General features: G+C 58.8%; 25 protein-coding genes and 1 tRNA gene. 17 read left to right on the top strand and 9 right to left on the bottom strand.

From position 1 onward, the window contains the following. Positions 1 to 10: 10 nt before the first annotated feature. From rlmN to AC0AII_RS04445, 15 genes are all read left to right on the top strand, one after another. Positions 11 to 1,198 (top strand): dual-specificity RNA methyltransferase RlmN, encoded by a 1,188-nt coding sequence (gene rlmN, locus AC0AII_RS04515; protein ID WP_490446280.1) that lies wholly within the window; start codon positions 11 to 13, stop codon positions 1,196 to 1,198. A gap of 112 nt (positions 1,199 to 1,310) precedes the next feature. Continuing rightward, on the top strand, positions 1,311 to 2,087 hold the full coding sequence (gene hisF, locus AC0AII_RS04510; RefSeq protein WP_490446279.1) for an imidazole glycerol phosphate synthase subunit HisF: 777 nt from the start codon (positions 1,311 to 1,313) through the stop codon (positions 2,085 to 2,087). Between the two features lie 139 nt (positions 2,088 to 2,226). Beyond that, positions 2,227 to 2,640, top strand: a complete 414-nt coding sequence (hisI, locus tag AC0AII_RS04505) for a phosphoribosyl-AMP cyclohydrolase (RefSeq protein WP_490446278.1) — start codon at positions 2,227 to 2,229, stop codon at positions 2,638 to 2,640. A gap of 64 nt (positions 2,641 to 2,704) precedes the next feature. After that, positions 2,705 to 4,810, top strand: a complete 2,106-nt coding sequence (gene trpB, locus AC0AII_RS04500) for a tryptophan synthase subunit beta (protein WP_490446277.1) — start codon at positions 2,705 to 2,707, stop codon at positions 4,808 to 4,810. Continuing rightward, a complete protein-coding gene (gene trpA, locus AC0AII_RS04495; protein ID WP_101432305.1) occupies positions 4,810 to 5,691 on the top strand; it encodes a tryptophan synthase subunit alpha in 882 nt (293 codons plus the stop codon). The genes trpB and trpA overlap by 1 nt, the downstream gene beginning before the upstream one ends. Positions 5,692 to 5,727: 36 nt before the next feature. Beyond that, positions 5,728 to 6,639 carry a prolipoprotein diacylglyceryl transferase gene (gene lgt, locus AC0AII_RS04490; protein ID WP_198200699.1) on the top strand — a complete coding sequence of 304 codons (912 nt, stop codon included), beginning with the start codon at positions 5,728 to 5,730 and terminating at the stop codon, positions 6,637 to 6,639. A gap of 91 nt (positions 6,640 to 6,730) precedes the next feature. After that, on the top strand, positions 6,731 to 7,396 hold the full coding sequence (gene rpe, locus AC0AII_RS04485; RefSeq protein ID WP_046322854.1) for a ribulose-phosphate 3-epimerase: 666 nt from the start codon (positions 6,731 to 6,733) through the stop codon (positions 7,394 to 7,396). 31 nt (positions 7,397 to 7,427) lie between these two features. Next, positions 7,428 to 7,691 carry a phosphoribosyl-ATP diphosphatase gene (locus AC0AII_RS04480; protein ID WP_045935327.1) on the top strand — a complete coding sequence of 88 codons (264 nt, stop codon included), beginning with the start codon at positions 7,428 to 7,430 and terminating at the stop codon, positions 7,689 to 7,691. A gap of 49 nt (positions 7,692 to 7,740) precedes the next feature. Then, entirely contained in the window at positions 7,741 to 8,592 is an 852-nt protein-coding gene (gene hisG, locus AC0AII_RS04475; protein ID WP_490446276.1) for an ATP phosphoribosyltransferase, read from the top strand. A gap of 4 nt (positions 8,593 to 8,596) precedes the next feature. Beyond that, positions 8,597 to 9,211, top strand: a complete 615-nt coding sequence (locus AC0AII_RS04470; RefSeq protein WP_490446275.1) for a CDP-alcohol phosphatidyltransferase family protein — start codon at positions 8,597 to 8,599, stop codon at positions 9,209 to 9,211. Beyond that, positions 9,204 to 10,160: a DUF881 domain-containing protein gene (locus tag AC0AII_RS04465; protein ID WP_490446274.1), complete on the top strand. Its 957-nt coding sequence runs from the start codon at positions 9,204 to 9,206 to the stop codon at positions 10,158 to 10,160. The genes AC0AII_RS04470 and AC0AII_RS04465 overlap by 8 nt, the downstream gene beginning before the upstream one ends. A gap of 1 nt (position 10,161) precedes the next feature. Then, a complete protein-coding gene (locus tag AC0AII_RS04460; protein WP_015021764.1) occupies positions 10,162 to 10,494 on the top strand; it encodes a small basic family protein in 333 nt (110 codons plus the stop codon). A 4-nt stretch (positions 10,495 to 10,498) separates the two neighbouring features. After that, positions 10,499 to 11,332, top strand: coding sequence for a DUF881 domain-containing protein (locus tag AC0AII_RS04455; RefSeq protein ID WP_101432310.1), 834 nt, complete (start codon positions 10,499 to 10,501; stop codon positions 11,330 to 11,332). A 6-nt stretch (positions 11,333 to 11,338) separates the two neighbouring features. Then, a complete protein-coding gene (locus AC0AII_RS04450) occupies positions 11,339 to 11,782 on the top strand; it encodes an FHA domain-containing protein (protein ID WP_024627697.1) in 444 nt (147 codons plus the stop codon). Positions 11,783 to 11,794: 12 nt separating this feature from the next. Continuing rightward, entirely contained in the window at positions 11,795 to 12,391 is a 597-nt protein-coding gene (locus AC0AII_RS04445) for a MerR family transcriptional regulator (protein ID WP_490446273.1), read from the top strand. Positions 12,392 to 12,618: 227 nt separating this feature from the next. Here AC0AII_RS04445 and AC0AII_RS04440 read toward each other — a convergent pair whose 3' ends face one another. The 6 genes from AC0AII_RS04440 to AC0AII_RS04415 form a co-directional block, all read right to left on the bottom strand. Then, positions 12,619 to 13,350: an HAD hydrolase-like protein gene (locus AC0AII_RS04440; protein ID WP_490446272.1), complete on the bottom strand. Its 732-nt coding sequence runs from the start codon at positions 13,348 to 13,350 to the stop codon at positions 12,619 to 12,621. Beyond that, positions 13,343 to 13,690, bottom strand: coding sequence for an RNA polymerase-binding protein RbpA (locus AC0AII_RS04435; protein WP_490446271.1), 348 nt, complete (start codon positions 13,688 to 13,690; stop codon positions 13,343 to 13,345). The genes AC0AII_RS04440 and AC0AII_RS04435 overlap by 8 nt, the downstream gene beginning before the upstream one ends. A gap of 84 nt (positions 13,691 to 13,774) precedes the next feature. After that, on the bottom strand, positions 13,775 to 16,339 hold the full coding sequence (locus AC0AII_RS04430) for a DEAD/DEAH box helicase (protein WP_490446270.1): 2,565 nt from the start codon (positions 16,337 to 16,339) through the stop codon (positions 13,775 to 13,777). Between the two features lie 13 nt (positions 16,340 to 16,352). Beyond that, positions 16,353 to 16,676 carry a hypothetical protein gene (locus AC0AII_RS04425; RefSeq protein WP_490446269.1) on the bottom strand — a complete coding sequence of 108 codons (324 nt, stop codon included), beginning with the start codon at positions 16,674 to 16,676 and terminating at the stop codon, positions 16,353 to 16,355. A gap of 21 nt (positions 16,677 to 16,697) precedes the next feature. Continuing rightward, entirely contained in the window at positions 16,698 to 18,653 is a 1,956-nt protein-coding gene (locus tag AC0AII_RS04420; RefSeq protein ID WP_445341320.1) for a helix-turn-helix transcriptional regulator, read from the bottom strand. A gap of 143 nt (positions 18,654 to 18,796) precedes the next feature. Beyond that, on the bottom strand, positions 18,797 to 20,227 hold the full coding sequence (locus AC0AII_RS04415; RefSeq protein ID WP_490446268.1) for a UTP--glucose-1-phosphate uridylyltransferase: 1,431 nt from the start codon (positions 20,225 to 20,227) through the stop codon (positions 18,797 to 18,799). Between the two features lie 179 nt (positions 20,228 to 20,406). Between AC0AII_RS04415 and AC0AII_RS04410 the strand changes: the two genes are divergently transcribed. Continuing rightward, positions 20,407 to 20,480, top strand: a tRNA-Pro gene (locus AC0AII_RS04410). A 235-nt stretch (positions 20,481 to 20,715) separates the two neighbouring features. On the opposite strand, the gene AC0AII_RS04405 is transcribed toward AC0AII_RS04410, so the two are convergent. Beyond that, positions 20,716 to 21,285 (bottom strand): ATP-binding cassette domain-containing protein, encoded by a 570-nt coding sequence (locus AC0AII_RS04405; protein WP_490446267.1) that lies wholly within the window; start codon positions 21,283 to 21,285, stop codon positions 20,716 to 20,718. 225 nt (positions 21,286 to 21,510) lie between these two features. Here AC0AII_RS04405 and AC0AII_RS04400 point away from each other — a divergent pair, with 225 nt between their 5' ends. Then, positions 21,511 to 21,741: a hypothetical protein gene (locus AC0AII_RS04400; protein ID WP_490446266.1), complete on the top strand. Its 231-nt coding sequence runs from the start codon at positions 21,511 to 21,513 to the stop codon at positions 21,739 to 21,741. A gap of 272 nt (positions 21,742 to 22,013) precedes the next feature. Here the strand turns inward: AC0AII_RS04400 and AC0AII_RS04395 are convergent, their stop codons facing one another. After that, entirely contained in the window at positions 22,014 to 22,310 is a 297-nt protein-coding gene (locus AC0AII_RS04395) for a hypothetical protein (protein WP_490446265.1), read from the bottom strand. A 1,614-nt stretch (positions 22,311 to 23,924) separates the two neighbouring features. Then, a complete protein-coding gene (locus AC0AII_RS04390; protein ID WP_490446264.1) occupies positions 23,925 to 25,466 on the bottom strand; it encodes an MBL fold metallo-hydrolase in 1,542 nt (513 codons plus the stop codon). Between the last annotated feature and the right edge of the window lie 25 nt (positions 25,467 to 25,491).

Genomic DNA, 25,491 nt, shown 5'->3' with positions numbered 1-25,491 from the left:
AGGTAGAGGTATGACAGATGTCGATATGACCGGTGCCGACCCTGAAACCGGCATCACCCCCGGAGGCAAGGATGGCGCCTTCAGGGACGTGCTGGCGGCCGACCATGCGCGTCGAGGCAAGCCGCCTCGTCACTTTACGGACATGGACCTAGAGGAGCGCCAGGAGGTCTGCGCTCAACTGGGTCTGCCGAAATTCCGGGTCTCGCAGCTGGCCAACCACTATTTCAACCATCTGTCCACCAATCCGGACGACTTCACGGATTTTCCCGCGTCCAGCCGTCAAGAAGCCGCGCGCCGCTTCTTTCCTGAACTGATCACACCGGTCACAGTTCAGAAGGCGGACCAGGGGACGACCATCAAGACCCTCTGGGAGCTCTTCGACGGGTCCAGGATCGAGTCCGTGCTCATGCGCTACCCCTCCAGGGCCACCCTCTGCATCTCCAGCCAGGTCGGCTGCGGCATGGGCTGCCCCTTCTGCGCTACCGGTCAGCTGGGATTGACCCGGAACATGTCGACCGGGGAGATTCTGGAGCAGGTAAGGGCCGCATCCCGGATGATGCGGTCCGGACAGGTCGCCGGAGGCCCGGGGCGCCTGAGCAATATCGTCTTCATGGGGATGGGCGAGCCCATGGGCAACTACCGGGCTGTGCTTTCCGCAGTCAGGCAGATCAGCGCCCTGCCGCCCAAGGGATTCGGCATCTCGGCCAGGAACATCACCGTCTCCACGGTCGGCGTGGTCCCCGGCATCCGCAAGCTGACCAAAGAGGGGATCCCGGTCCGTCTGGCCGTCTCCCTCCATGCCCCCAGCGACAAGCTGCGCGACGAGCTGGTCCCGATGAACCGCCGCTTCAACACCACCCAGGTCCTGGACGCGGCTCACGACTACTACCTGGCCAGCGGCAGGCGGGTCAGCATCGAGTACGCCCTGATGCGCGGCATCAACGACCAGGCCGAGCATGCCCGTCTGCTGGCCAAGCGTCTCAACCATTACGGGGACGACTGGGCGCACGTCAACCCCATCCCTCTGAACCCGATTGAGGGGTCTCGCTGGACGGCCTCCAAGCCCGAGGATGAGCAGCGCTTCCTGGACATTCTCCACAAGGCCGGCATCACTGCAACCATGAGGGACACCCGCGGATCGGACATCGACGGCGCCTGCGGCCAGCTGGCAGCCAAGGCCGTCAAGCTCCAGGCCTAATCCGGCGTTCTGCAATCACCATGCCATAGTGTGGACATGCCATGGTCTTCGGATGCCAGAGAAGCTAAGGTCTTGATTCAAACAAATCGGTTCAGGCAGGAAGGCAGGTCGCATGACGGTAGCGGTTCGTGTCATTCCCTGCCTGGATGTCGACCAGGGCCGTGTGGTCAAAGGCGTCCACTTCAAGAATCTGCGCGATGCGGGCGACCCGGTCGAACTGGCTTCCGCTTACTACCAACAGGGCGCTGACGAACTGACCTTTCTGGATGTGACCGCTTCGGGCAGCGGGCGAGCCACCATGGTGGACCTGGTCAAGAGCACTGCCGACCAGATCTTCATTCCGCTGACCGTAGGCGGAGGCGTGCGGACCCCGCAGGATGTCGACACTCTCCTGCGGTCAGGGGCCGACAAGGTCGGCATCAACACGGCAGCCATTGCCAATCCGCAGGTCATCGGCGACATCGCCCAACGGTTCGGTCGCCAGGTTCTGGTGCTTTCGGTCGATGCCCGCCGATCGAATGCCCAGGGCATTACCTCAGGATATGAGGTGACCACCATGGGCGGCCACCAGTCCACCGGCATCGATGCCATTGACTGGGTCAAGCAGGCCCAGAAGCTTGGAGCCGGCGAGATCCTTCTCAACTCCATGGATGCGGACGGTACCCGTCAGGGATTCGATCTGGAGATGATCGCCGACGTGCGCAAGGCCGTATCCCTTCCCCTCATCGCCAGTGGCGGCGCAGGCAAGGCCGCCGATTTTCCTCCTGCTGTCAAGGCTGGGGCCGATGCGGTCCTGGCGGCCTCCGTCTTCCATTTCGGCCAGGTGTCCATCAAGGATGTCAAGCAGGCGCTCCATACGGCCGGGTATCCGGTTCGATGGCAGGCCTGAACCAATCCCGCAGATAATTCGACACCGCAAGCTGCATGGCATTGGCTGGCCATGCAGGCAGCCATCGGGAAACCACACCCATACCAATAAACAATCAACCGGCAAGGATATGTCGGACAAATCAGGAGAATGAGGATCAATGTCACAGTCTTCGAAGGACCGGGAAGCACGTTTGGATCCAAGCATAGCGGCCAGGCTGAAGAAGGACGCCAAGGGACTTGTGGCCGCTGTGGTCCAACAGTATGACAGTCGTCAGGTGCTCATGGTCGGTTACATGGACGAGGAGGCCCTGAGACGGACCCTGACCACGGGAAGGGTCACTTTCTGGTCCCGCTCCAGGCAGGAATACTGGCGCAAGGGCGACACCTCCGGGCATGTCCAATACGTCAAGGGGGTCAGCATCGACTGCGACGGGGACGCCTTGCTCATCGAAGTCGACCAGGTGGGGGCGGCCTGCCACACTGGACACAGGTCGTGTTTTGAAGCCGGAGGACCCTTGCCAGCGGTGCAGGGCAATCGTACGCAGGCGCAAATGCAGAACCAGGAAGGGTAATTCAGTGCAGAAAGACGCTAAGGTTGTGGCAGGGAACACACAGGAAACTGGAGGGAAGGGCTCTATGACCGTCTTGGATGAACTGGTAGCCGGCGCCGTGGAAGATGCCAGGAGCCGGGTACAGCAGATTCCCTTGGAAAGCCTCAAGCAACAGGTCAGGAGCATGAAGCGCAAACCTCTGGATGCCGCTCGACTGCTCAGGGAGAGCGTCGGCATTCCGATCATCGCGGAAATCAAGCGCGCCTCGCCTTCCAAGGGGTACCTTGCCGACATCAACAATCCCGCCGCCCTGGCCCGGCAGTATGCCAACGGGGGCGCCTCGGCCATATCGGTCCTGACCGAGGGCAGGCGCTTCCTGGGGTCTTTGGAGGATCTGCGGCAGGTCAGACAGGCCGTAGGCATTCCCGTGCTCAACAAGAATTTCATCGTCTCCGACTACCAGGTCTGGGAGTCCAGAGCCAATGGGGCCGATATGATTTTGCTGATTGTGGCGGCCTTGGACGACGCCCGCCTCAAGCACCTGCTCGACCTGGCCGGGAGCCTGGGCATGACCGCCCTGGTCGAGACGCACGATCGTCAGGAGATCGAGCGGGCCATTGCGGCCGGCGCTCGGGTGATCGGCATCAACGCCCGGAATCTGAAGGACCTGAGCGTCGACGTTGACCAGTATGCACGGCTGGCCTCCAACCTGCCCAAGGACGTGGTCAAGGTGGCCGAGTCCGGGGTCTTTGGCACGGTCGAGCTGGAGCGGTACGCCCGGGCCGGGGCCGATGCGGTCCTGATAGGAGAAGGTCTGGTCACCTCGCAGGACCAGGAGGGTACCGTCCGCTTGCTGGTTCAGGCCGGTCACCGCTTCAAGGCCGCCGAGGCCAGACCCCTGTCGACCCATGACGGCCCCTATTTCGGCCCTTATGGCGGACGTTTCGTCCCTGAGGCCCTGGTGGGCGCCCTCGATGAGCTGGAGCGTGTCTACCAGGAGGCCAAGGCTGATCCGGCCTTCCGCGAGGAGCTGAACAGACTCAACCGGGTCTATGTGGGGCGCCCCTCGGCCCTGACGCCGGCGCCTCGGTTCGCCAAGCTGATCGGCGATCGGGTCGGCGGCCAGGTCAGGGTCTTCCTGAAGAGGGAGGATCTGAACCACACGGGCGCCCACAAGATCAACAACGCCCTGGGCCAGGGGCTCCTGGTCAAGCGTATGGGCAAGACCCGCGTCATCGCAGAGACCGGCGCCGGTCAGCACGGCGTGGCCACGGCTACGGTCTGTGCCCTCCTGGGCTTCAAGTGCCGAATCTACATGGGGCAGATCGACGCCCGCAGACAGGCCCTGAACGTGGCCAGGATGCGGATGCTGGGAGCCGAAGTTGTCGAGGTGACCACCGGAACCAGGATCCTCAAGGATGCCATCAATGAGGCCCTGCGCGACTGGGTGACCAACGTGGAGTCCACCCACTACCTGCTGGGCACGGTCGCCGGCCCCCATCCCTTCCCAACCATCGTCAGGGACTTCCAGAAGATCATCGGAGAAGAGGCTTCCGCGCAGCTTTCCGCATACGGCATCGACCATCCTGACGGGGTCGTGGCCTGCGTCGGCGGCGGTTCCAACGCCATCGGCATCATGAACACCTTCCTGGACGATCCACGGGTCTCTCTTTACGCTTACGAGGCCGGCGGGGACGGGCCCAAGTCTGGCAAGCACGCCATCCGCCTGTCGCCAGGCACCGGTCAGATCGGCGTCTTCCAAGGGACCAAGTCCTATCTTTTGGAGGACGACCAGGGCCAGACCATGGACACCTACTCCATCTCCGCCGGCCTGGATTACGCCTCGGTGGGGCCTGAGCACGCCTGGCTGCACGACATGGGCCGGGTCAAGTACGACTACGCAACCGATAAGGAGGCCATGCAGGCTTTCAGCGACCTCTGCCGGACCGAGGGCATCATCCCGGCCCTGGAGTCCTCGCACGCCTTGGCCGGAGCCAGCAAGGCGGCCACCGACCTTTTGCGCAAGGGAATCAGGAATCCGGTCATTCTGATCAACATCTCGGGCAGGGGCGACAAGGATGTAGCCACGGCGGGCAGATGGTTCGGCTATCTGTCCGAGCAGGAGGCCAGCGCTTTGGAAGCCCAGGCCGGGCACAACAGAAGCGATCAAGCAGAAGAGGAGGCCCGTTGATGGTCAACCAGCAATGGCAATGGCAGAAAGCCCCCGCCCAGCCCAAGGGGTTCAGCCGCGCGGCCAGCCCGGTGGCGTCCACCTTGCAGGCCCTCCGCCAGCAGGGCAGGCCGGCTTTCATCGGCTACTTCCCCTACGGATTCCCCGACGTGCCTACATCCCTGGAGGCCATGCGGGTCATGGTGAAAAGCGGGGTGGACATCCTCGAGATCGGACTGCCCTACAGCGACCCGGTCATGGATGGCCCGGTCATCCAGGCAGCCAGCAAGTGCGCCATCGACAATGGCGTCAAGATCGACGGTGTCTTCGACGCGGTCCGTCAGGTCCAGGCGGACGGTGCCAGGGCTCTGGTCATGAGCTACTGGAATCTGATCATGCATCATGGAGTGGCGGACTTTGCCGCCCGCATGGCCGAGGCCGGCGGATCCGGGCTGGTCACCCCTGATCTGATCGTCGACGAATCCGGGGAATGGATAGAGCAGTCGGACCGGTATGGTCTTGACCGGGTCTACCTGGTCTCGCCCGACTCCACCGATGCCCGTCTGCAGATCACCTCCCGAGCCGCCAGAGGATTCGTCTACGCGACCTCCCGGATGGGCGTGACTGGCGAACGGACCAGCATGTCCAACTCGGCCCAGAACCTGGTGGCGAGAGTCAGGCATGCGGGCGCCCCTTATGTGTGCGTGGGCATCGGGGTGTCGACCGCCCAGCAGGCCTCACAGGTCGGCGCCTACGCGGACGGGGTCATCGTCGGCTCGGCCCTGGTCCACTGTCTTCTGGATGACGAGGGCAGGCCAAGGAAGGACCGCAGAAAAGCACTGGATTCCTTGGCTGAGGTCTGCTCCGACCTGCGTTGGGGCATCTCCCAGTCAAGGAAGTGAATGGGCTGTAAGGCCCAAGGGCTAGATTGGGGCTTTATGACGCTTGCCTACATTCCATCGCCGGGAATATCCAGCTTCCATCTGGGGCCGGTCACCATCAGGTTCTATGCGCTGACCATGCTCCTGGCCATCATCGTGGCTGCCTGGATCACGGCCAGGCGCTGGAAGAAGGAGGGTGGCCGGACCGACCAGATTCTGGACATCGCCATCTGCGCGGTACCGGCCGGCATCGTCGGAGCCAGGCTTTACCACGTCATCACCACCCCGGAGCGGTATTTCGGAGCTGATGGCAACCCAGCGGACATTTTGCGCATATGGCGTGGCGGTCTGGGCATCTGGGGTGCAGTCCTCCTGGGAGCACTGGCAGCCTGGGCCTGGTGCCGTCACAAGAGCTACCCGACCGCCCTGCTGGCCGATAGCGTGGCTCCTGCCCTTCTGGTGGCCCAGGCCATCGGTCGGCTGGGCAACTGGTTCAACCAGGAGCTCTACGGGGCCCCCACCACGCTGCCCTGGGGACTGAAGATCGATGCGGCAGGTTCTGCCATCGGCAGCAGCGAACAGTGCTATGACGGGGCCACCTGTCCGACCGGCACCCTCTTCCAACCCACATTCCTGTATGAGATGATCTGGAACCTGATCGGCGCGGCCCTCCTGGTCTGGATCGGCCACAAGGCCGTGAACGTGCTCAAGGCCGGCTCGCTCTTTGCCCTCTATGTCATGTGGTACACCCTGGGGCGCACCTGGATCGAAGCCCTGCGCATCGACTTCGCCCATGAATTCCTGGGGGTCAGGGTCAACGTCTGGGTGTCCATGACGGTCTTCTTCCTGGCGGCCGCAGCCTTCGTCCTCATAGCGCGCAAGGGCAAGCCGACCTCCCTGCTGTCCGAAAAGCTGCGGACCATCACCGAGCTCGAGGTGCGTCAGGAATCCAAGGCCCAGAGCAGGTAGGACAGGGGGACAGTCATTCCAGGGTCGGTAGGTGTGCAATTGAGCCGCAAACCGGTGCCGCCGGTCTTCCGTACAACATAGAATAATCTGCATGAGCATTCAGATAGCACCCAGCATTCTTTCCGCCGATTTCGCCAACTTGGAGCGGGATCTTAAGGCTATTGCCAATGCCGATATGGTCCACGTGGATGTGATGGACCACCATTTCGTTCCCAACCTGACCCTTGGCGAGCCCGTGGTGGAGCGCATCTGCCAGGTGACCGACCTGCCGGTGGACGTGCATCTGATGATCGAGGACCCCGACCGCTGGGCCCCGGAATTTGCCAAGCTGGGTGTTGCCTCCGTCACCTTCCATACCGGAGCCGTTCATGCCCCGGTCCGTCTGGCCCGCCAGCTGCACGACATGGGGGTCAAGGCCTGCCTGGCCGTGCGCCCTGCCGAACCGGTGGAGCCGATATTCGACATTCTCGATGAGTTTGACATGATTCTGGTCATGACCGTGGAGCCAGGTTTCGGCGGCCAGAAGTTCCTGAACAATCAGATGCCTAAGACCCGCCGTCTGCGTGACCAGATCACCGCCCGCGGCCTGAAGACCCACATCCAGGTGGATGGCGGGGTAAGCCCCACCACGGCTCCCATCGTGGCAGAGGCTGGAGCCGATGTCCTGGTGGCAGGCTCAGCGGTCTACGGCGCTGACGACCCGGCCAAGGCCATTGACCAGATCAGGCAGGCCGCACAGGTAAGCTACAAGGACTGACAGGTTTTGCAGGAAGAATGGAGATAGCCAGATGAAGACCTTCGATGGGTTGTTTGAGGAGCTCACGACCAAGGCCAAGGAGCGCCCAGAAGGGTCCTTGACTGTTGAAGAGCTGGACAAGGGCACGCATTTCATCGGCAAGAAAATCAATGAAGAGGCCGGAGAGACCTGGATAGCCGCTGAGTATGAGGGCAAGGAGCGGACGGCCGAGGAGATGAGCCAGCTGCTGTACCACATCCAGGTCATGATGATCGATCGGGGCATCACCCTGGAGGATGTCTACAGGTATCTGTGACCCCTATCCCATCCCGCTGTAGATTCGCTTCCGCAATTAGGAGGTTGCCGTGTTGAAGGTCGCGGTGCCCAACAAGGGCATGTTGTCCCAGCCCGCATGGAGGCTGCTGTCAGAGTCCGGCTATCGTCTGCGTTCCAATGACCGGCAACTGGTGGTCGATGACGTCGACAACGACATCCAGCTCTTTTACTTAAGGCCCAACGACATAGCGGTCTATGTCGGCCTGGGAACCATCGATCTGGGCATCACCGGGCGTGACCTGCTGCTCAACTCCGGAACCAGGGCCGTCGAGGTCATTGAGCTGGGATTCGGCGCGTCCACCTTCAGGTTCGCCGCTCCGGAGGCCAGCTCCATCAGCACCTTGCAGGACGTGGACGGCAAACGGATCGGCACCACCTTCGACCGGCTTCTTGAGGACTACCTGACCAGCAAGGGGCTCAAGGCCGAACTGATCCACTTGGACGGGGCAGTGGAGTCGTCGGTTCAGCTTGGAGTAGCTGACCTGATCGCCGATGTGGTCTCCACCGGCACCACCTTGCGCAACGCCGGGCTTCGGGTTTTCGGCGATCCCATTGTGAAGTCCGAGGGGATTCTCATCAGGTCGCCACGCCTGGATCCGCATGATGAGCGGCTGGCGGTCATGTCCCGCAGGCTGGAGGGTGTGCTGACAGCCCGCCGCTATGTACTGATGGATTATGACATCCCGGTGGAGCGCGTAGCCATGGCGGTGGGCATCACCCCCGGCTATGAGTCGCCGACAGTCTCCTCCCTGCACGACAAACAGTGGGCGGCAGTCAGGGCCATGGTCCCCAGGGACCAGGTGAACAACCTCATGGACCGCCTCTATGAGATCGGTGCGCGTGCCATCCTTGTAACTGCCCTTCAAGCTTCTAGAATGTAGTCGGATGGCACTGATTGATCGAATTTCACGCAGCAGGTACAGCCCTGAGCCACGGTCGGTAATTCTCACCGTACCCAATGTCATCAGCATGCTTCGTATCCTATCCATACCTCTTATCGCCTATCTGGTGGCCAACCGCCATCTGATCATTTCCTTGGTGGTCATGCTGATTTCGGCCCTTTCAGACGGCGTGGACGGGATCATTGCCCGCAGGTTCAACCAGGTCAGCAAGCTGGGACAGATCCTGGACCCGGTCGCCGATCGGCTGCTCATTCTCTGTTCCGTCCTTGCCTTGAGCATTGCCTCCATACTGCCATGGTGGCTTCTGGCCCTGGTCGGTGTCCGGGATGTGCTCATGGGTCTATTGGTTTTGGCGCTGGCCCAGCACGATTATGGCCCATTGCCGGTGCATTTCGCTGGCAAGACTGGAACGGCCGTGCTCATGCTGGCCATACCGGCCCTGATTTTTGCGGATGTGGGCACTTCAACCTTCTTCCGTTTCTTCCACCTGGTGGCTCTTGCAGCCGTCATCTGGGGGGTTGGCCTTTACTGGCTGGCAGGGCTGATCTACGCACGTCAGGGCATCGGACTGCTTCGTCAGGACAGCCATCATGACTGAGCCGCAGATGACCCCAGAATCCTTCCCTGTGCCGCCTGACCGTGCCTTGATTCACCGCCGGGCGGCTTTTTCGCATTCCAGCGCAGGTCTGGAACGCCACTACGTGGACCAGGAAAGCTCGGAGCCTGCTCAGGAATCCATGCGTCGGCGCATGGCTGATGAGTCGTTGAGGCTGATTGACGACCTGACCAACCGCCCCATGGATCCCATGTTCGAGGATGCCCGTCTGCTGCCCGCCGAGCGTAGATCGCCGCTGAGCGTCTGGGTCAATCGGATACTGGTCTTCATCATTTGCGTGCTGGTCGGCCTGGCAGGCACGGGTATCGTTCAGGTGTTGCACCGGGACCCGCGTCAGAAGGTACGCGAGAAGCTCATCTCCCAGGTGGAGGCGGTCAGCAAGCGTGCCAATGACCTCAACAGTCAGATTTCGGACCTTAACGGCAATATCGACACGCTCTCGGCTCAGGAGGGTGGCCAGGGGCCGAACAGCACGCAGACCGCTGACGATCTGACCAATGGCACCAGCAAGGTGCAGGGGCAGGGCGTCGTCATCACCTTGGCCAACCCCATTGCCTCCAAGGATTCCCGGGACAATGCTGATCAGATCAAACTGATCACCGACCAGGACCTGCAGTGGTTCCTGACCAAGCTTTGGTCTGCGGGGGCCGAAGCCATGGCCATCAACGGCAATAGAATAGGAACACAGACATCAGTGCGTACGGCCGGTCAGACTATTTTGGTGGGGACCACCTCGATCGAGTCACCCTACAAGATCGAAGCCATCGGCGACCAAGGCGCCTTGGCTGATCTGATGGTTCGCAGCGATCTGCAGGGCCGCCTGCAGGACCTGAAGAAGGCGAACATCACTGTCAACGTGGTCAAACAGCGGCGCCTGAATCTGAATGCAGTGAGTTTGCCCAATCTGTCCTATGCCGGAAGGAGTCATTGACATGTCGGCAATTCTCGGCCTGATCCTAGGCGTGGTGGCGGGCATCTTCCTCAAGCCCGACATCCCCATTGTCCTGCAGCCTTATTTGCCCATCATGGTGGTGGCCGCCCTGGATGCTCTGATGGGCGCAGTCCGCTCCTACTTCGAACGCAGCTTCTCGGACCGGGTCTTCGTGGTCTCCTTCATCTCCAATGTGATCACGGCCACTTTGCTGGTCTTCCTGGGCAACCAGCTTGGCGTGGGCTCTCAGCTGTCCACGGCCGTCATTGTGGTCCTGGGCATCCGGATCTTCTCCAACGTCTCCGCTATTCGACGGTTCATTTTCAAGGGGTGAGCATATGAGACACACCTTGAGGAAGAAGCGCGACGAGGGCATGCCCAAGAGCATTCCGCCTAGGAGGCCCGGACGGGTCAGGGCCCCGGCCGACGATACGCAGACCGGTGCTTTTCCGGTGGTCCGTCGTCGGCCTCTGCGCACCCTCAATTCCAACGCCACTCGGGTCAGGCTGGTTACCAGCGTCCTGGTGGCCCTTATGTGTGCCCTCTTGGGCTTTGGATATGCGGTCCAGGTGCATAACAACCAGTCCTCCTACCAGAGCCTGTCCGAGGAGGAGCTGGTACGGGTGCTGGACGAGACCAGCAACCAGGTCGACAAGCTGGAGGAGCGCAAGAGCCAGCTCAACCAGCAGCTGACCTCCATCAAGTCAGCCGCCGACAAGCAGAAGGAGGCCGCCCGCATAGCCCAGCAGAATGAGCAGAGCAGCGGCATCCTGGCCGGACGGCTGCCTGCCCAGGGCAGGGGAGTGGTGGTGACAGTCACCGAAGACAGTGACCGGGTGGATGCCTCTACCATGTTCAATCTGATCGAAGAGCTGCGCAACGCTGGCGCCGAGGTCATATCCTTCAACGATGTCCGAGTGGTTACCAGTACCTATCTGTTAGACACCCGCACCGGCCTGCAGTGTGACCATGCCAAGCTGCGCAGTCCCTACATTGTCAAGGCCATTGGGGATCCGGACAGCCTGCAGAATGCCGTTCAGATAGCCGGGGGAGTGGGTTCGCGAATCAAGGTGCAGTTCCATGCGACCGTATCCGTGGAGCAGTCCAATAGTGTCAGAATCGACCAGGTTCGACGCGTGCAGGACTACCAGTATGCAAAGCCTGTAGAATAGGCAATTATGACAGATCCTATTCCCACTGCGGGCGAGACGACCATCATCGGCATGCCGGCCCTGAACATTCCAGTCACCTCCAATGGTGACCGTCCACTGACCAAGGACGATCTGGAGACCATGGCACGATTGCCTGAGGGCACAGCGCTGCTGATCTCTACCAGGGGAGCGGTGTCAGGATCGCGTTATCTGTTGGACGAGGATCAGGTCAGCGTGGGTCGCGATCCGAAGGCGGATATTCTGTTGGACGATTCGACGGTCTCCAGGGCGCACGCCATATTCGTACGGACCGACCATGGTTTTCGGGTCGAGGATACTGGCAGCCTCAACGGCACTTACGTCAACCGTGAACGCGTGGACCAGGCCGACCTGCACAACGGCGACGAGATCATGATCGGCAAGTTCAGGCTGGTCTACTTCGATAATCGGGCAGTCATCGCCAAGAACTGACAGGGGGCATGCATGGCCGGTGAGATGCCAATGCTGGTGCAGGGGGAACTTTTTTCGCCTGAGCAGGCCGAGGGCACGACCCGGGGCTATCGGGGCACAGTCGCGGCCAAGGTGGCTGGCATTACCTATCGGCAACTGGATTATTGGGCCCGTAAGCGAATCGTCGAGCCGTCGATCAAAGCCTCACACGGGTCAGGTTCCCGCAGGCTTTACTCCTTCAAGGATGTGGTCATCCTGGCTGTCCTTAAGCGCCTCTTGGATGCCGGTGTCAATTTGGTCAATGCCACGAACACCGTGAACTATCTTGAGCGTCGAACTGTCGGTCAGCTTGAGCATGTGACCGTGGTCTGCGACGGTGATCAGGTCACAGAATGTTCAGGCCCGGATCAGGTCTTTGCGCTGATGCAGTCCGGGCGTGCCGTCTTTGCTATCTCCGTGGGTGCTATCTGGCATCGCATGGATCTGGAGCTGCAGACCTGTGACCATGTGGATCTGACCACTGGACAGCTGACCCCGGGTCTTCCTGAGCGGCCTATTGACGAGCTGACGGCTATGCGTCTGCGTCAGCGCTTGGAGCAGCAGCACGAGCAGCGTCAACGGGCTGCCTGAACCCCGCGATGACGAAATCGCACCAGCGGCTTGTGGAAGCTGAACAGGGGAGAAAACGATAGATAATCTGACATAACGTACATTATCGGCTTACTAGGTCACTATTGCGATTTTCGCGGTTTTCCAGCGATTTCACGGCAAATCAGTTATGCCAACTTAGTGAAGTTGCAATGGCCACCCGAGATCACCCGGGTGGCCATTGCAAAATGAGATACAGTTCTGGCGACTCAGTGCTGAGTCTGATTGTTGCCGAAGTACTCGTCAGCCACTTGGCACAGCTGGTCGACCTGGTCGATGACTCGGTAGCAGCCATGGGACTCAAGTTCTCCGGGTTCGGCATAGCCCCAGCCGCATCCTAGGCAGTCCAGACCGGTTTCCAGGGCGCCATCGGCATCAGTCCAGCGGTCGCCGACCATCAGGGCACGGTCGCCGAGCGTAGCATCGAAACCAATATTCTCCAGAGCGTAGGTGATGACCTGGGCCTTGGTGATCCTTGTGGAGTCCTTGCTGGCTCCATAGACGCCATCTACCAAGGGTGTCAGACCGAAATGGTCACAGACCGGCAGAGCTTGATACTCGGGTTTGCAGGTAGCTACGGCCAAGGTCAGACCATGATTGCGCATTCGATTCAGCTGTTCGGGAATGCCGTCGAAAACCTCGGCGAGCAGACGTCCAGGAATGTGCTGGCCAGGATGTTCCGGATCCTCGAATGCTGCTATCCCGCTGTAATAGTGGCGATAGATCTGTACGCCCTTATCGATGTCTTCGGCTCTGACCTTGTTGCGTCGCAACGATTCGCTGACCGCCGGTCCGATGAATCGGCGCAGCTCTGCATCATCGGGCACGGGATAACCAAGCTCTTTGAACGTTTGCACCACGGAGGCAATAATGCCTGGATGCGAGGCTGTCAGGGTGCCGTCTAGGTCCAGCAGAACCAGGCGGCGCGGTGATTTACTCATAGTCAGGGAACCATCCTTCGCGGTGCATTTTCAGGCGCTTGTCAAGCACGGCCTTGAGCTCGTCCTCCGACCGACGCTCCAGCAGCATGTCCCAGTGGGTCCTGGTCGGTTTGCCGGTCTTGCTGGACTCCTGCTCGTCATGTCCCTCAAGGTGAGCGATCTGCCCGCAGCGGCACTCCCATTCCTGCGGTACGTCAGCGCCTTCAGCCAAGGGCAGGATAGTCCGATGGCCCTTGGGGCAAACATAGGCGACCTCGCTGCGTGCAGCGAAATCCACATTCTGATCGGATTCCAGGGACTTCGCCCCAATGCTCATGCCGCGAAGACTGCGCTCTGCCATGATTCCTCCATACTCGTGTCTGTCACTGCCTCCAAGCTACAGAACAGTGTTGACCTGAAACTTATTCCCTATATGCGGCCGTGTTCACTCCACGCCTGTATAGGCCACAATGCCGCGATTGACCTGGTCGGCGGCGATGCTGGCAGTCCTGGCCAGGTGATGCCCTCCCCTGCCCAGGTAGGGCTCCACCTGGACGATCTGGGTGAGCACATCGGACAGGCGCTTGGCGTTGCGGACGAAGTCCCCCGCCGTCAGATCGCTGTCACGCAGGATGGTGGTCAGCGAGTCGCCGCAGGCCCAGTCATAGATGGTTGGCCCCAAGCCAAAGTCGAGTTCAGGCGGCAGCTCCAATCCAGCCTGATCGCAGCGTTCCTGCACCTGGGACCACTGACGCTTCATGTCCTCCATGGCCTCAACCAGCCTGGGAGCTCGATACCCGGCCCTCTCCCCCGGCTGCTCCCCTACCCCACGACGGGATTCGTAGACCAGGCCGGAGACGGCCGCTGCAAGTTCAGCTGGCTCCAGATCGTTGAGGATGCCCCGATCCAGGATCTCGGCAAGGCTCAGATCCTGTTCGCTGTAAACTCGCCGGAGCAGCTGCCCCTTCCGGGTCAGTCGGCAGTCGTCAGGATCCACGGGCTGGGTGTACCGCAGGTCGGCCAGAATCCGGCAGATCCTGTCGAACTGGCGTGAGACTGAGCCTGTTTTGGACTCGTACTGTTCCCGGGTGCGCTGCAGCTCCTTGTCCATGCGGATCCATCGATTCCCCCAGCGCAGGTGCTTGGGCAGATCCGGGCATTGGCGGCAGGGATGGTTGCGCTCCTGCTCGCGCAGCTGGTCGATGTGTCGGTCAAGGTCTCGAAATGCCCGGTCGCGGGCCTTCTCGCTGGTGAAACGTTGACGCTTCAGACGGCGGCGATCATTCTTCTGGGCCGAAGAGAGGGCCGTACGGATGCGCATGAACTCGATCAGATCGCCACGGCTGCATTGGGCTGCCTTCCGGTAGTCCTCCAGACCGCTGGTCAGGGTCTCGATGCGTTCCTCCAGCTGTGAAGCTGATCGGTTGGCCTCCCACTGGGCAAAGGAGTGGTCCAGGGTGTCCCGGGCCCGGCTATAGCTGGAGGAGTTGAGCAGGTTGACGGCCATGTTGAAGGTGGGCCGGAAGCTGGAGTGCAGCGGGTAGACCCTCCTGCTGGACAAAGCAGCCATGGTCTTGGGGCTGAAATCCCGGTGATCGACGACCACCACATGGCCGATGTCGTCGATGCCGCGCCGGCCGGCCCGGCCGGTCAGCTGGGTGAACTCGCCAGGTGTCAGGGCTACATGGCCGGTGCCGTCGAATTTCTCCAGCTTTTCGACCACCACGCAACGAGCGGGCATGTTGATGCCCAGAGCCAGGGTTTCGGTGGCGAAGACCACCTTGAGCAGGCCTAATTCGAACAGATGTTCGACTATCTGCCGGAAGAGGGTGACCACGCCTGCGTGATGGGCGGCGAATCCCTGCTCCAGAGCGAAGCGGAACTGGGCGAATCCCAGCGCTTTGAGATCCTCCTTGCTGAGCTGGCCGGCTGCCATGGAGTCCACGATGTGCCGTATGCGGCGTGCCTCCTCATCGGTGGTCAGCTGCAGACCCGCCCGGATGCACTGCTGAACGGCCTGGTCGCAACCGGTGCGGGAGAAGATGAAGTAGATGCCGGGCAGCATGTCCATGAAGTCCAGCTCATCGACCACGTCGGCCCGGCTTGGACGATACCGCTCCCCCATCCGTCGCTCCGGCCTGCCGCCACGGCCATGGCGATGGCGGTGCCCCTGATCGCGGGCCTGGATGCGCTCCTGTCCGGCCTTGTCCAGCTGGGCCAGCCGGGAGACCAGACGCGGGTTGATCTTTGGGGTCTGCCGTCCTGAGCCGTCGTGCCGATACAGGTCCAGGATCTCGGGCTCGGTGTGTCTGTCGGCCTGGACCAGGACATGCTGCTCCAGCGGTACGGGCCTGCGCTCGGAGACCACCAGATGGGTGCGTCCGCGCACCGAGGAGATCCAGTCGGAGAATTCCTCCACGTTGGACACGGTGGCCGACAGCCCCACAATGCGGGTGGAGGCCGGCAGATGGATGATGACTTCCTCCCAGACGGGCCCACGGAAGCGGTCCGCCAGATAGTGAACCTCGTCCAGGATCACGTACTTCAGGGCAGTCAGGGTGGAGGACTGCTCATAGAGCATGTTGCGCAGGACCTCGGTGGTCATGACCACGATGTCCGCCTCCGAGTTGATGGAGGTGTCGCCGGTCAGCAGCCCCACCCGATCCTCGCCGTAGCGGTCGACCAGGTCATGGTATTTCTGGTTGCTCAGCGCCTTGATGGGGGTGGTGTAGAAGGTCTTGACGTTCTGCTCCTGGGCCAGGAATACTGCGAAGTCAGCCACGATGGTCTTCCCAGCGCCGGTAGGGGCAGCCACCAGGACGTTGTCGCCATCCTCCAGGGCGGTGATGGCCTCCAGCTGGAAGTCATCCAGGGGGAAGGGCAGCTTGGACTGAAAGCGTGCGGGAGCTCCGGTCATGCATTTGCGGTGACGACTGAAACGGGCGTAGCGTTCCGCCGGCCCCGGTTCGGATGTTGATGAATCCTGTCCGTGGTGACGATGACCTGACATGTTCCTCCAAGAATTACTGATTGAACTGCTTCCACCGCCGCCAGATGCGACCGTGGTTCCTCCTGCGTTGCTCCTTGCGCTCCAGCACCAGGGCATGGGCCTGGCTGTATCGCTCGGTTGACTGCGACAGGGGCAGGGCGAAGGACGGACCTTTCGTTCTATCCGTTGCCTGGGACTGCCCCGGCGCCGGAGGTTGGGGCATGTGCCGGTTCAGATCTTCTGAGACCCGTCCTATGGAGCGGCTGGCTGCCATGGCGTGACGGATGGCGTAGACGGCTCCGCCGATCAGCATGGCCAACATGAAGATCACCAGAAGGATCCAGATCCATCCAGGCATGGAACTCCTCTCCGACCGGGACTAGTGCCGGTCCTGCTCCTTGTCGTGAGCGTCGCTGATGGTGATCTCGCGCTGGGCGCGGGCCAGGATCATAGTGCGCAGGGTCTTGGGCGCCACTGCGGTGATGTGCTTGGCGTGGGCGATGCAGAAGGCCACGAACCAGGAGTCCGAGGAGACGGTCAGATGGACCTTCTGTCCTGATCCGCAGGGCTCCACCGAGGCGCCCGGCAGGGACTTGATGTAGGGCAGGTCGGGACGGTCAGTGATGAAGACGGCAGCCGTGCCGTTGTCGAAGGACCATTTGCGCAGCTCGCTGACCGGCACATCCGGGAACTCCACCTTATGGCTGGGCTTGACGATGGTCGCATGCTCGATTCTGGCGATTCGCAGAACCTGCCACTGCCTGTTGCGTCCGGTGCCCTGCTTGAGGTGGCGGCTGGAATCCGAGGGAGCGTCCGCAGCCTCAGTGCCTTCCGCTGCGTCGCCGATATCGGTCCAGGCGGCGACATAATAGACGCCCTCGTCCACGAAGATCTTGGCAGGTGCCACCACTTTGCGGCGGGTTCGGCCGGCAGCATCCGTGTACTCCATGTCCAGCAAGGATTCGGTCTTGATGGCCCGGCGAACCACCGAGAAGCTCTTGGGCTCGGTCTCATACCCGGTAAGGGAGAGCCAGGGGGTCACGCCCGGCCCCACATGCGTGCGCAGGCGCTGGTAGAGCGACTCGGCCTGGGTACGGGACTGCTCGGGCAGCAGGGGCGAATGGGCCAGGTAGTTGAGCGAGGCGGTCAGCATGCTCAGGTACTGGGGGGAAATGCCGGCCAGCCGTTCCAGCCCCAGCGAATTAGTGGCCGAGACAATGCCGCTGTCATCCAGCAGGGACCAGTCAATGTCGAAGAACTGGCTGCCGGCCATTTCCCCGTCGTCCGAGACCGTGGTCAGGGTGTTGATGTCCTTGTGGATGGTATTGACGTACTTGCGCAGCTCTTCCTTGCTGTTGGGGTGGCCGATGAAGCGCTCGGCCAGCTCGGCCAGGGAGAACTCCTCGCCCAGGTGTGCGGACAGGAAAAGCATGAGCCGCAGGCGGCGGTCCACCTCGGATCCGGTCTGGAAGGAGGATGCGCTGGCTCGGCGGGCGTGCCGAAGGTCGGTGTCGTCATCGCTGAGGTCGGTGGCGAAGTGCTCGACGCTGGTCCGGGCGATCTCAGGGGAAATGACGGTTGCTGCGCCAGGGCTCTGTGACTCGTCGGCCAGCTTGAAGCGGGTGGCTGCATCCAGACGACGCCGGAAAGCATCTGCGGCCTCCTGCGGGCTGACAATGGAGGCATCGGGGTGCTCCAGGACGAACATGGCCAGATCGTCCGAGTCGGCATAGGCCACGTTCAGGTTCTCCCCGTCCACGTCCACGGTGGCGGCGAAGCGGCGGGAGTCGATGACCTTGACCAGATTGTCGGGAATGCGCTGGGTACCCAGTCCAGGAGCTATGGAATCCAGGCCCAGACCAGGGATGGGCACCTGCGGCACCCGAGGAGTGGTGCGCGAGGCCGGGCGGACCGGCTCTTCGCATGCCTCCTGGGACATGGCGATGGAACGGGCCAGATAGTTGGCTGCGGCCAGCACCGGCATGTCCTCTTGGTTGAAGTGCATACGGATGCGGGGTTCGTCCCCCAGTTGCAGGCGGTAGGAGGCGAAATCCTGCCCCTCGGACTTGGAGGAGTACTCGGGCTGGCGGGATTCGATGGCGATTCCCATGGCTGCCAGCTTGGCCCGGTCACGCTGGAACTGCTTGGCGAAGGCGGCCTTGGCAGCCTGATCGGCCAGCTCACCGTAAGAGTCGGCATAGGCCTTGACCCGCTGCGCTATCTGCCGAGAAGTCAACCATTGAGGAAAAGCGGACGATAAGACGGCCAGGACATCAAGTTCGTGTTTGCCCCACTTGTCAGAGAAACGCCGTCTTCCGTTCGTACCTTCTGCCATCAGTCCTCGCGTATCGTTAAAATTTTGACTGTTAGTGCGCCTAACGCACATCTGTCTATCATAGATTCATTTTCAGGAACGTGGGAGCCAAACACTCAAATACGGTCCCTTTTCTTGACAGGCTGAACCCTGTTTTCCTTGCTTTAGACCCACTCATCGGGTTCGATCCCCTGTGGTCCCACATACTGACCGTTGGGCACGTATGAGGAACGTTCCCGATCGCTCAGATGGGCGTCTGCATACAGGGTCACATCCCTGCCGAAGGTCCAGTCCCCCTCGATAGTGACCGAGTTGGCAGCCGCCAGGCTGGGAACCCCGTAGGGGAAGCGCTCATCGAAGTCGGCAATGTACTTGTAGTAGCGTTCGTCCAGTTGGACGTTGGGGAAATCGTAGTTGCCATCCTCCATCTCGTAGGAGTCGGTCAGGTGGAAACGGTCGGAGCGCATGATGAACAGGTCGTCGGTGGTCTTGACGGGCAGGAAGCGCATGCGGTCCACCTGCACGCAGATGGCTCCCTCAAAGAGCGTGGCGGCGGAACCCATGGCGGTCTCCAGTTGCACCACGGGTCTGGTGGAAGGGTCGGTGGGATCGACGGTCTTGCGGTTCTCGATGATGGGCAGGGGCAGCACCCCGTCGTACTCGGCCAGCTTGTCGCGCAGGGCATCGACTCTGACCCAGATGCTGTTGGTATTGAAGTAGGGATGCTTGCGGATGGACATGGCCGAGCTGCGGTCGTGCGGATCCACCTGGGACATCTCCCGTAGAATGAGGCGTCCGCTGGCCTTGTCGATAACGATATGGCCACCTTTGCGGTCAGCCTCGGTCCGCTCAGCCACCTCGATCATGAAAGGCGCTCCGGACTGTGCAAAATAACCGGCCAGGGTCCTTGAAGGCCTGGCGCCCAGGTTGTCGGAGTTGGAGATGAACAGGTAGTCGATCCCCTGCTCCTTGAGTGTGTCCAAAAGGCCGGTCTCCCAGATGGTCGAGAAGATGTCGCCGTGGCCGGGAGGGCACCATTCCAGGTCGGGTTTGGCCGGGAAGTCGACAGGACGGCCGGTTTCGGCATCGATTTTGGGTTCGATGTGCTGAATGATCTCCATGGGCACCTCGTTCTGGACGAAGCGGCGGTCCTGCTTGACCACGCGCATGGTGTCTCGTGAGGTGCGGAAGGAGTTCATGAAGATCAGCGGCAGGGGTACCCCTAGGCGTTTGCGGGCCGTCAGCACTTGGCCCATGATGATGTCCAGAAAGCGCATCCGACGGGCCTTGTGGCGCCGGATGGGCAGCAGGGACTTGGCCTTTTCCAGGCCCATGGAGGTGCCCAGCCCACCGTTGAGCTTGATGAAGGCGGTGCGGGAGAATGCGTCTAGGGCCATGTCCATATCCATGGAATCGTGGATGTCCTTGGTGCGGGGCACGTCCTTGAGCGGCGTGACATCCTTCTCTCGCACACAGGCCTTGGCTTCTCCCCGCCTCCAGGTTTCGTAGAGGTGACTGAACTGGTTGATGGAGACTTCGCTCATGCCCTTGTCGCGCATCTTTGCGGCCGAAAGGTCGAAAACGTCTGTGCTCATGGAACCCCTTCCGGGCTGGGACGACTTGCGGCCGACGCGGGTTGCGCCGACCGTCAAGAATCATGATAGCAAGTTGATCATGTGGCCCCGTCTGTCTGCACTTGTCTGCCGGGACTCGCCGGGCCATTGTCGGCCCGGTGACGCTGTGCTACTATCTCTACTCGGTGCTGATGCACCGTCGGGCCGTAGCGCAGTTTGGTAGCGCACTTGACTGGGGGTCAAGGGGTCGCGGGTTCAAATCCCGCCGGCCCGACGAGATAGCAATGATTCCAAGGTCTTAGGCCTTGGAATTATTTATTATCCGTATATTCTGCACAGGGCGCATATTTGACATATCACCGGTGCTTCTCGTTTTCGCTCTTTCAGTTGTACTGCGTTGCGGCGGATTGGGGCGGCATTTTTATATGAAAGGCACATGACAACCGGTATTTCACTAACTCGTATCCCCTAACTCGCATACCAATATCAGGCTGATGGGTGTCCTGGAATCATTCGACTTCCCAGCGGATTGAGCATACAGCTTCCAGAAGGCCTTCATCGTGGGAGACGACCACTAGAGCTCTGTGGTAGGGCGCCAGCACCTCGGCCAGAGCTGCCTGGGAGCGAAGGTCTAGATGATTGGTCGGTTCGTCCAGGATCAGTAGCTGCGGATGCTTCAAGAATCCGAGGCACAGCAATAGTTTGCGGCCCTCGCCCGCAGAGAGTTCGTGACCGGCCAGGAGATCTTCTAGGTCAGCGTTGAGCTGGGCGTAAGCCGACATCAGTTTCTTTCTCTGAGTCCCCGGCAGCGCAGCCGCGTCTTCCAGGGCCCTTTGTATTCGTGCCGAGCCAATGATCTGAGGCAGGATCAGCCGGGGCAGATCCGTGGGCAGACGGGCGGCAAGCAGCTCGAGCAAGGTGGACTTACCACGTCCATTCGGACCACTGATGCCGATGTGGTCTTTCGGCCTGATTCTGATGGTCTCTAGGGCTGGCCCATGCTGGCTGTCTACCCCGCTGTCTGTAGCTGCATTCCCGCGCAGATACAGGCAGAAGTCTTCGACGTCATGCCCTTCCATCTAGTCATGTAGGTCGCCGCCATCAACCCGGACCAGTTCACGTTTGTGGCCGGCTTCGGTCTGCAGGCTCATGCTCCCGCCATCGCGTTTTGCGGCAGTCTGTAGGTCGGCGTTCTTTCCGCTGGTCGTGGTGATGCGCGCGTCAGCCTGCCGATAGCCGCGGGCAACTGCCTTTCCCGAGGCCCCGGGCCTGGCCAGTTTGTGAGTGTTCCGTGCGTCGCGGCCGTGTGGATCGATTCGGCCTCCCTGCCGTCACGGGGCATCTACATGCTGGAGTTTCTGGAAGCGGGCAACCTTGAACCGCATAAGTCTGTCCAATTCCCGGCGATTGCCATCCAATTCCTTCGGGGTCTTCTGGGCGTGACGGTCTTCACTTCACCCTTCTCCTGCTCCTCGGTCCGCGCCAGCCTGCCCTTGAACTTGGTCAGCGTCAGCACATCGCCAGCCTGCGTGTGACGTGTGCGGAAAAACCAACGACCTAGGGCAGCTGGAGTCAATCAGGGCCCGGTCGTGAGAGATTAAAAGATCGATGCCTGCGAAACTGTCCATAGCTTGGCCGATGCGGGTCCTAGTCGCTGCATCCACATGGTTGGTCGGCTCATCCAGGATCAACAGGTCAAGTTTCCGGCTGAGGGAACAGGCTACTTTAGGCGCTTTGCCTCGCCGCCGGACAGGGTCGAATATCTGAAGGCCCAATCATCTGCTATGCCCAGGGTCCGCCTTATAGGCTACGGTCCGTTTCGACCCGTCGTTGGCGAAATCGTCGAGGTCACACGGTTGTTTGGCGATGTCCTGGGGGCAGTATTCGCAGACCAAGCCCTGGGTTTCGGGCTGATTCGTCCCTTGGTCGGCGATAGGTATCCGCGCAGAAGCAGAGCCAGGGTGGTTTTAGCGCAGCCGTTGTCGTCGAGCAGGGCGGTCCAACCCCGGTCCAGGATAGCGGGCAAATGCTCAAAAATGTCGTATGGGCTGTCCGGGTAGGCGAAGCCGAGGTCGGTGATAGTGATGATACTAGGGTTGGGCATGGGTTTCCTTTGATACTGATGCGGTCTGGTTCATCATAAGGGGAATCGTCGTCTGTGCCTAGCAGGTCGGTTGCTCCGCACGTCACCTTGTAGCTGCGGTCCACTGGCATCATGTGGGCATTATTGCGGCGGATGGTGCGAATGTGACCGGCAGGAGTTTTTGTTTGAGGAATCCCCCTGCTTGGGACTGTCGCAGTTAATAACCGGGTAGCTCATATTTTGGCCGCTTCATTAGGACGGAGGACTGGAAACAGAGCTCACCAATTTTGACGGTCTATGCCGACCGCCTAGGCAATGTCTCATCACAGAAGCAAGTCGAGATCCTCTTTCACTTGGATGGGACAGTCTTTCAGAATAGCTTTCCTCAATCAACTTTAACCTAGAATCTTCTCTTTTGCATGGAGCTGCCTCCGGAATGCTTGTTTCAGGGTTGCCTGTGGCGGTTTGGTCTAACAAGCCGGCAGGATTTTGATTCTCGCCGCTAGGCCTTTACGGATCCGAAAACGGCTCGGACTGGTGGACGGTCAGAGCTGATGTCCCCCCATACTGACCGGGACCACCAGGAGTGTACTAATGCAACTGCGGGAGCACGGCAGATAGGCATAATCAGATCCACCGCACTGGTTCTGGCTCAAGACGCCATCTCGTTTAGTCTCGTCTACGCCCAGTCTTAGCCCTGAGCAACAATCGAGTCTTGAAGTTTTGTTCGGCACCCGCACGATGTATAGTTAGTTTTGTTAGAAGTGGCCACTGCCTCCATTGCTTGCGAGGTGGAATCACATATTATAGCGGTTTTTTACTTGGAAAGCACGTGGAATGTGAAACTCCAACCAAGCTGCTATTTCACCCTAACCATATTTAGCGCGATTCTGCAGACCGGGCTCAGCTGCTTTTGAACGAAGTGTTAACAGGCATCAGCATTCAGAACCTCGCGGATCGTTTGGGGACGGTAGGCTATTTGCGTCTCACGGGTTACTGGTTTTCCTTAAGCCTAGTATGCTCATTGTATTCGTTATTATCGCAACCGCTTTCATAACCACCGTTTTCAGCTGTATTGGCCTACGTCTACTAATAGGGATTATTTTATAGAGTGCTTAACTGACTAGCAAAAGCAGTCTGCATAAAACCATCACTGGCATGCGGCAAGTACAGATCAACGGCTGCATCTGTCTCCTCAACCAAATGTCATATCCTCCTAGAGCAGATACAGAATCAATTTACTGTTACTTTGCTACAGGACATCTCTCACCATTATGAAGTATGGTCCCCACGTTTCAACTAAACAATCGCCTAGTGGCATTCGCAATTTCGTCGGCATCATCCTTCAAGCAAAGCAGCCTAATGGTTCCAAAAAAATTTGGTCTATTAAATCTACATAAACCATACACTGATGCCAATAGCATAAATCAGGAAGCACACACGTATTAGCCATTGAGTGAATATACGCCACGAGTTATATTGGCCGGAGTTCTTGAAAGTATTGCATTTCCATATAGGTGTCTTTTGTCTTGGCGGTTCCATGTTCACTCCTGCGCAAGCATTAGTAATTTTTCATGCGGCAAACTCACTTGGATACACCACTCCAATTATTTAGAATATTCTGATTAATATATACTACTTCCATTTTATTATCTCATGAAAAGTTGTATAAATTCTTTTCGTTACCAGAACTGGTATCATTCCACCTGAACGAATAGAGTTCATGGCCTCGGCATGCGGGTGGTGATATCTTTTGCGATAGGGATCACACGATAAAAGGCAAATAGCCCCTTGCATCAAAGCCGGTATTTCTCTGGTGGCAAAACCATTTCTAGACCCATGGTGCGGGGCAGCGCAACAACCAACTCTTTTTATTAGTTTACAGAAGTGTTTTATAAATTTTTTTACTAATTGATCTTTATCGAAATTTAAATCACCTAACCCCATCCATGACCAATAACAGTCTCTTTCACAGATTGAAGAGACTGGTATCCAGTCCGAACTATAATAGTGATGTAATTGTTCTTCTCTACTTTCCTTACCTTCATCATCTTCTATACAGGCAATAGGATTTTTCTTTTTATTACTACCTGAATTATCATGACTGTAACAAATTAGGTTTTCCGGGTCATAGGTACTTTCGTCAGATGACCCTGAGTATAATCGTCTTAATTCGAATTGGACTGAGAGGTTAGCTGCTCCTGAATACAGAGCTATGCTAGTCATGTTCATATCTTTGTAGCCGTAAATATCTTCGAAGGTTACGCCTCTCTTTAGAAGTTCTTCTGGCTTGTATAATTTATCAGTAATAATCTTATTGATGGTTTCTGTGTGAGCTTCTACGTATGGATCTCCTTTTGGGCGCGTCTTGTGCTGCTTTTCCGCTGATCTATAATCATCTAGTTTTGTTTTCGCAGACTTTAAAAATAATCCAATTAGTGTTTTACGAGCTTTCGCATTGAGAGCCGGAAATCCATCGTCTGGCTTGTTATAGTAAAAGGCGAGTCTCCAAAACGCTTTATGTGTTTCGTCGCTACTAACATCAATTTGCTGCGTATGGTTTATGATTAGAGGGTTGCCTGGAGAATTTGCGTTATCGGGAAATTCGTGGACTATAATTTCTGGATTCGAAGATTTATCTTCATTTGGCTTATCTGTCAATAAAATGACTTGCGGTTTGGGCAAGTCCATCCGTTCTCTGTTATTACGTTTATTGAGAGACAGGACATCGATGAAACCTTCTGTTCCCTTGTCTTCAAGACCTCTGATCAAACGTTTTGTACGTCCAGCAGAAGGCCAAGAACCTTTTAACCTTGCTTTGTCATTTATTGTCGCTGCAATAGTTTCGATTTCGAAAAAATTATCTTCTGGAGTAAGCAATGGAGCAATAAAGTATCTAACAGTGATTTCTTTTGTCACCTGGTCAAACAGATTAAAGTGATCTGCATGAAAATGTGACAAAATTAGATAGTCCAATGTAGAATCTGACTTATCTTTTAATCGTTCATGAACAAAATTAACACTTGCTATAGCACTGGAATTCTTCCCCCTTGCGCTCAAAGTGCCCGCATCATATATTATAGTTAATGGACGTTGTTGGCCAAACAACCATACTTCTTCATAATGGAATAGCCCTTGACCTACTGCCAAAGTCCAACGTTCAACTTCAAGTTGCATGATTACACTGTCATTCTGCTAGTAC

The sequence above is a fragment of the Bifidobacterium sp. VU/mBH4 (B4) genome (genome assembly GCF_058199535.1).
This window is presented reverse-complemented; position numbering and strand designations above follow the sequence as displayed.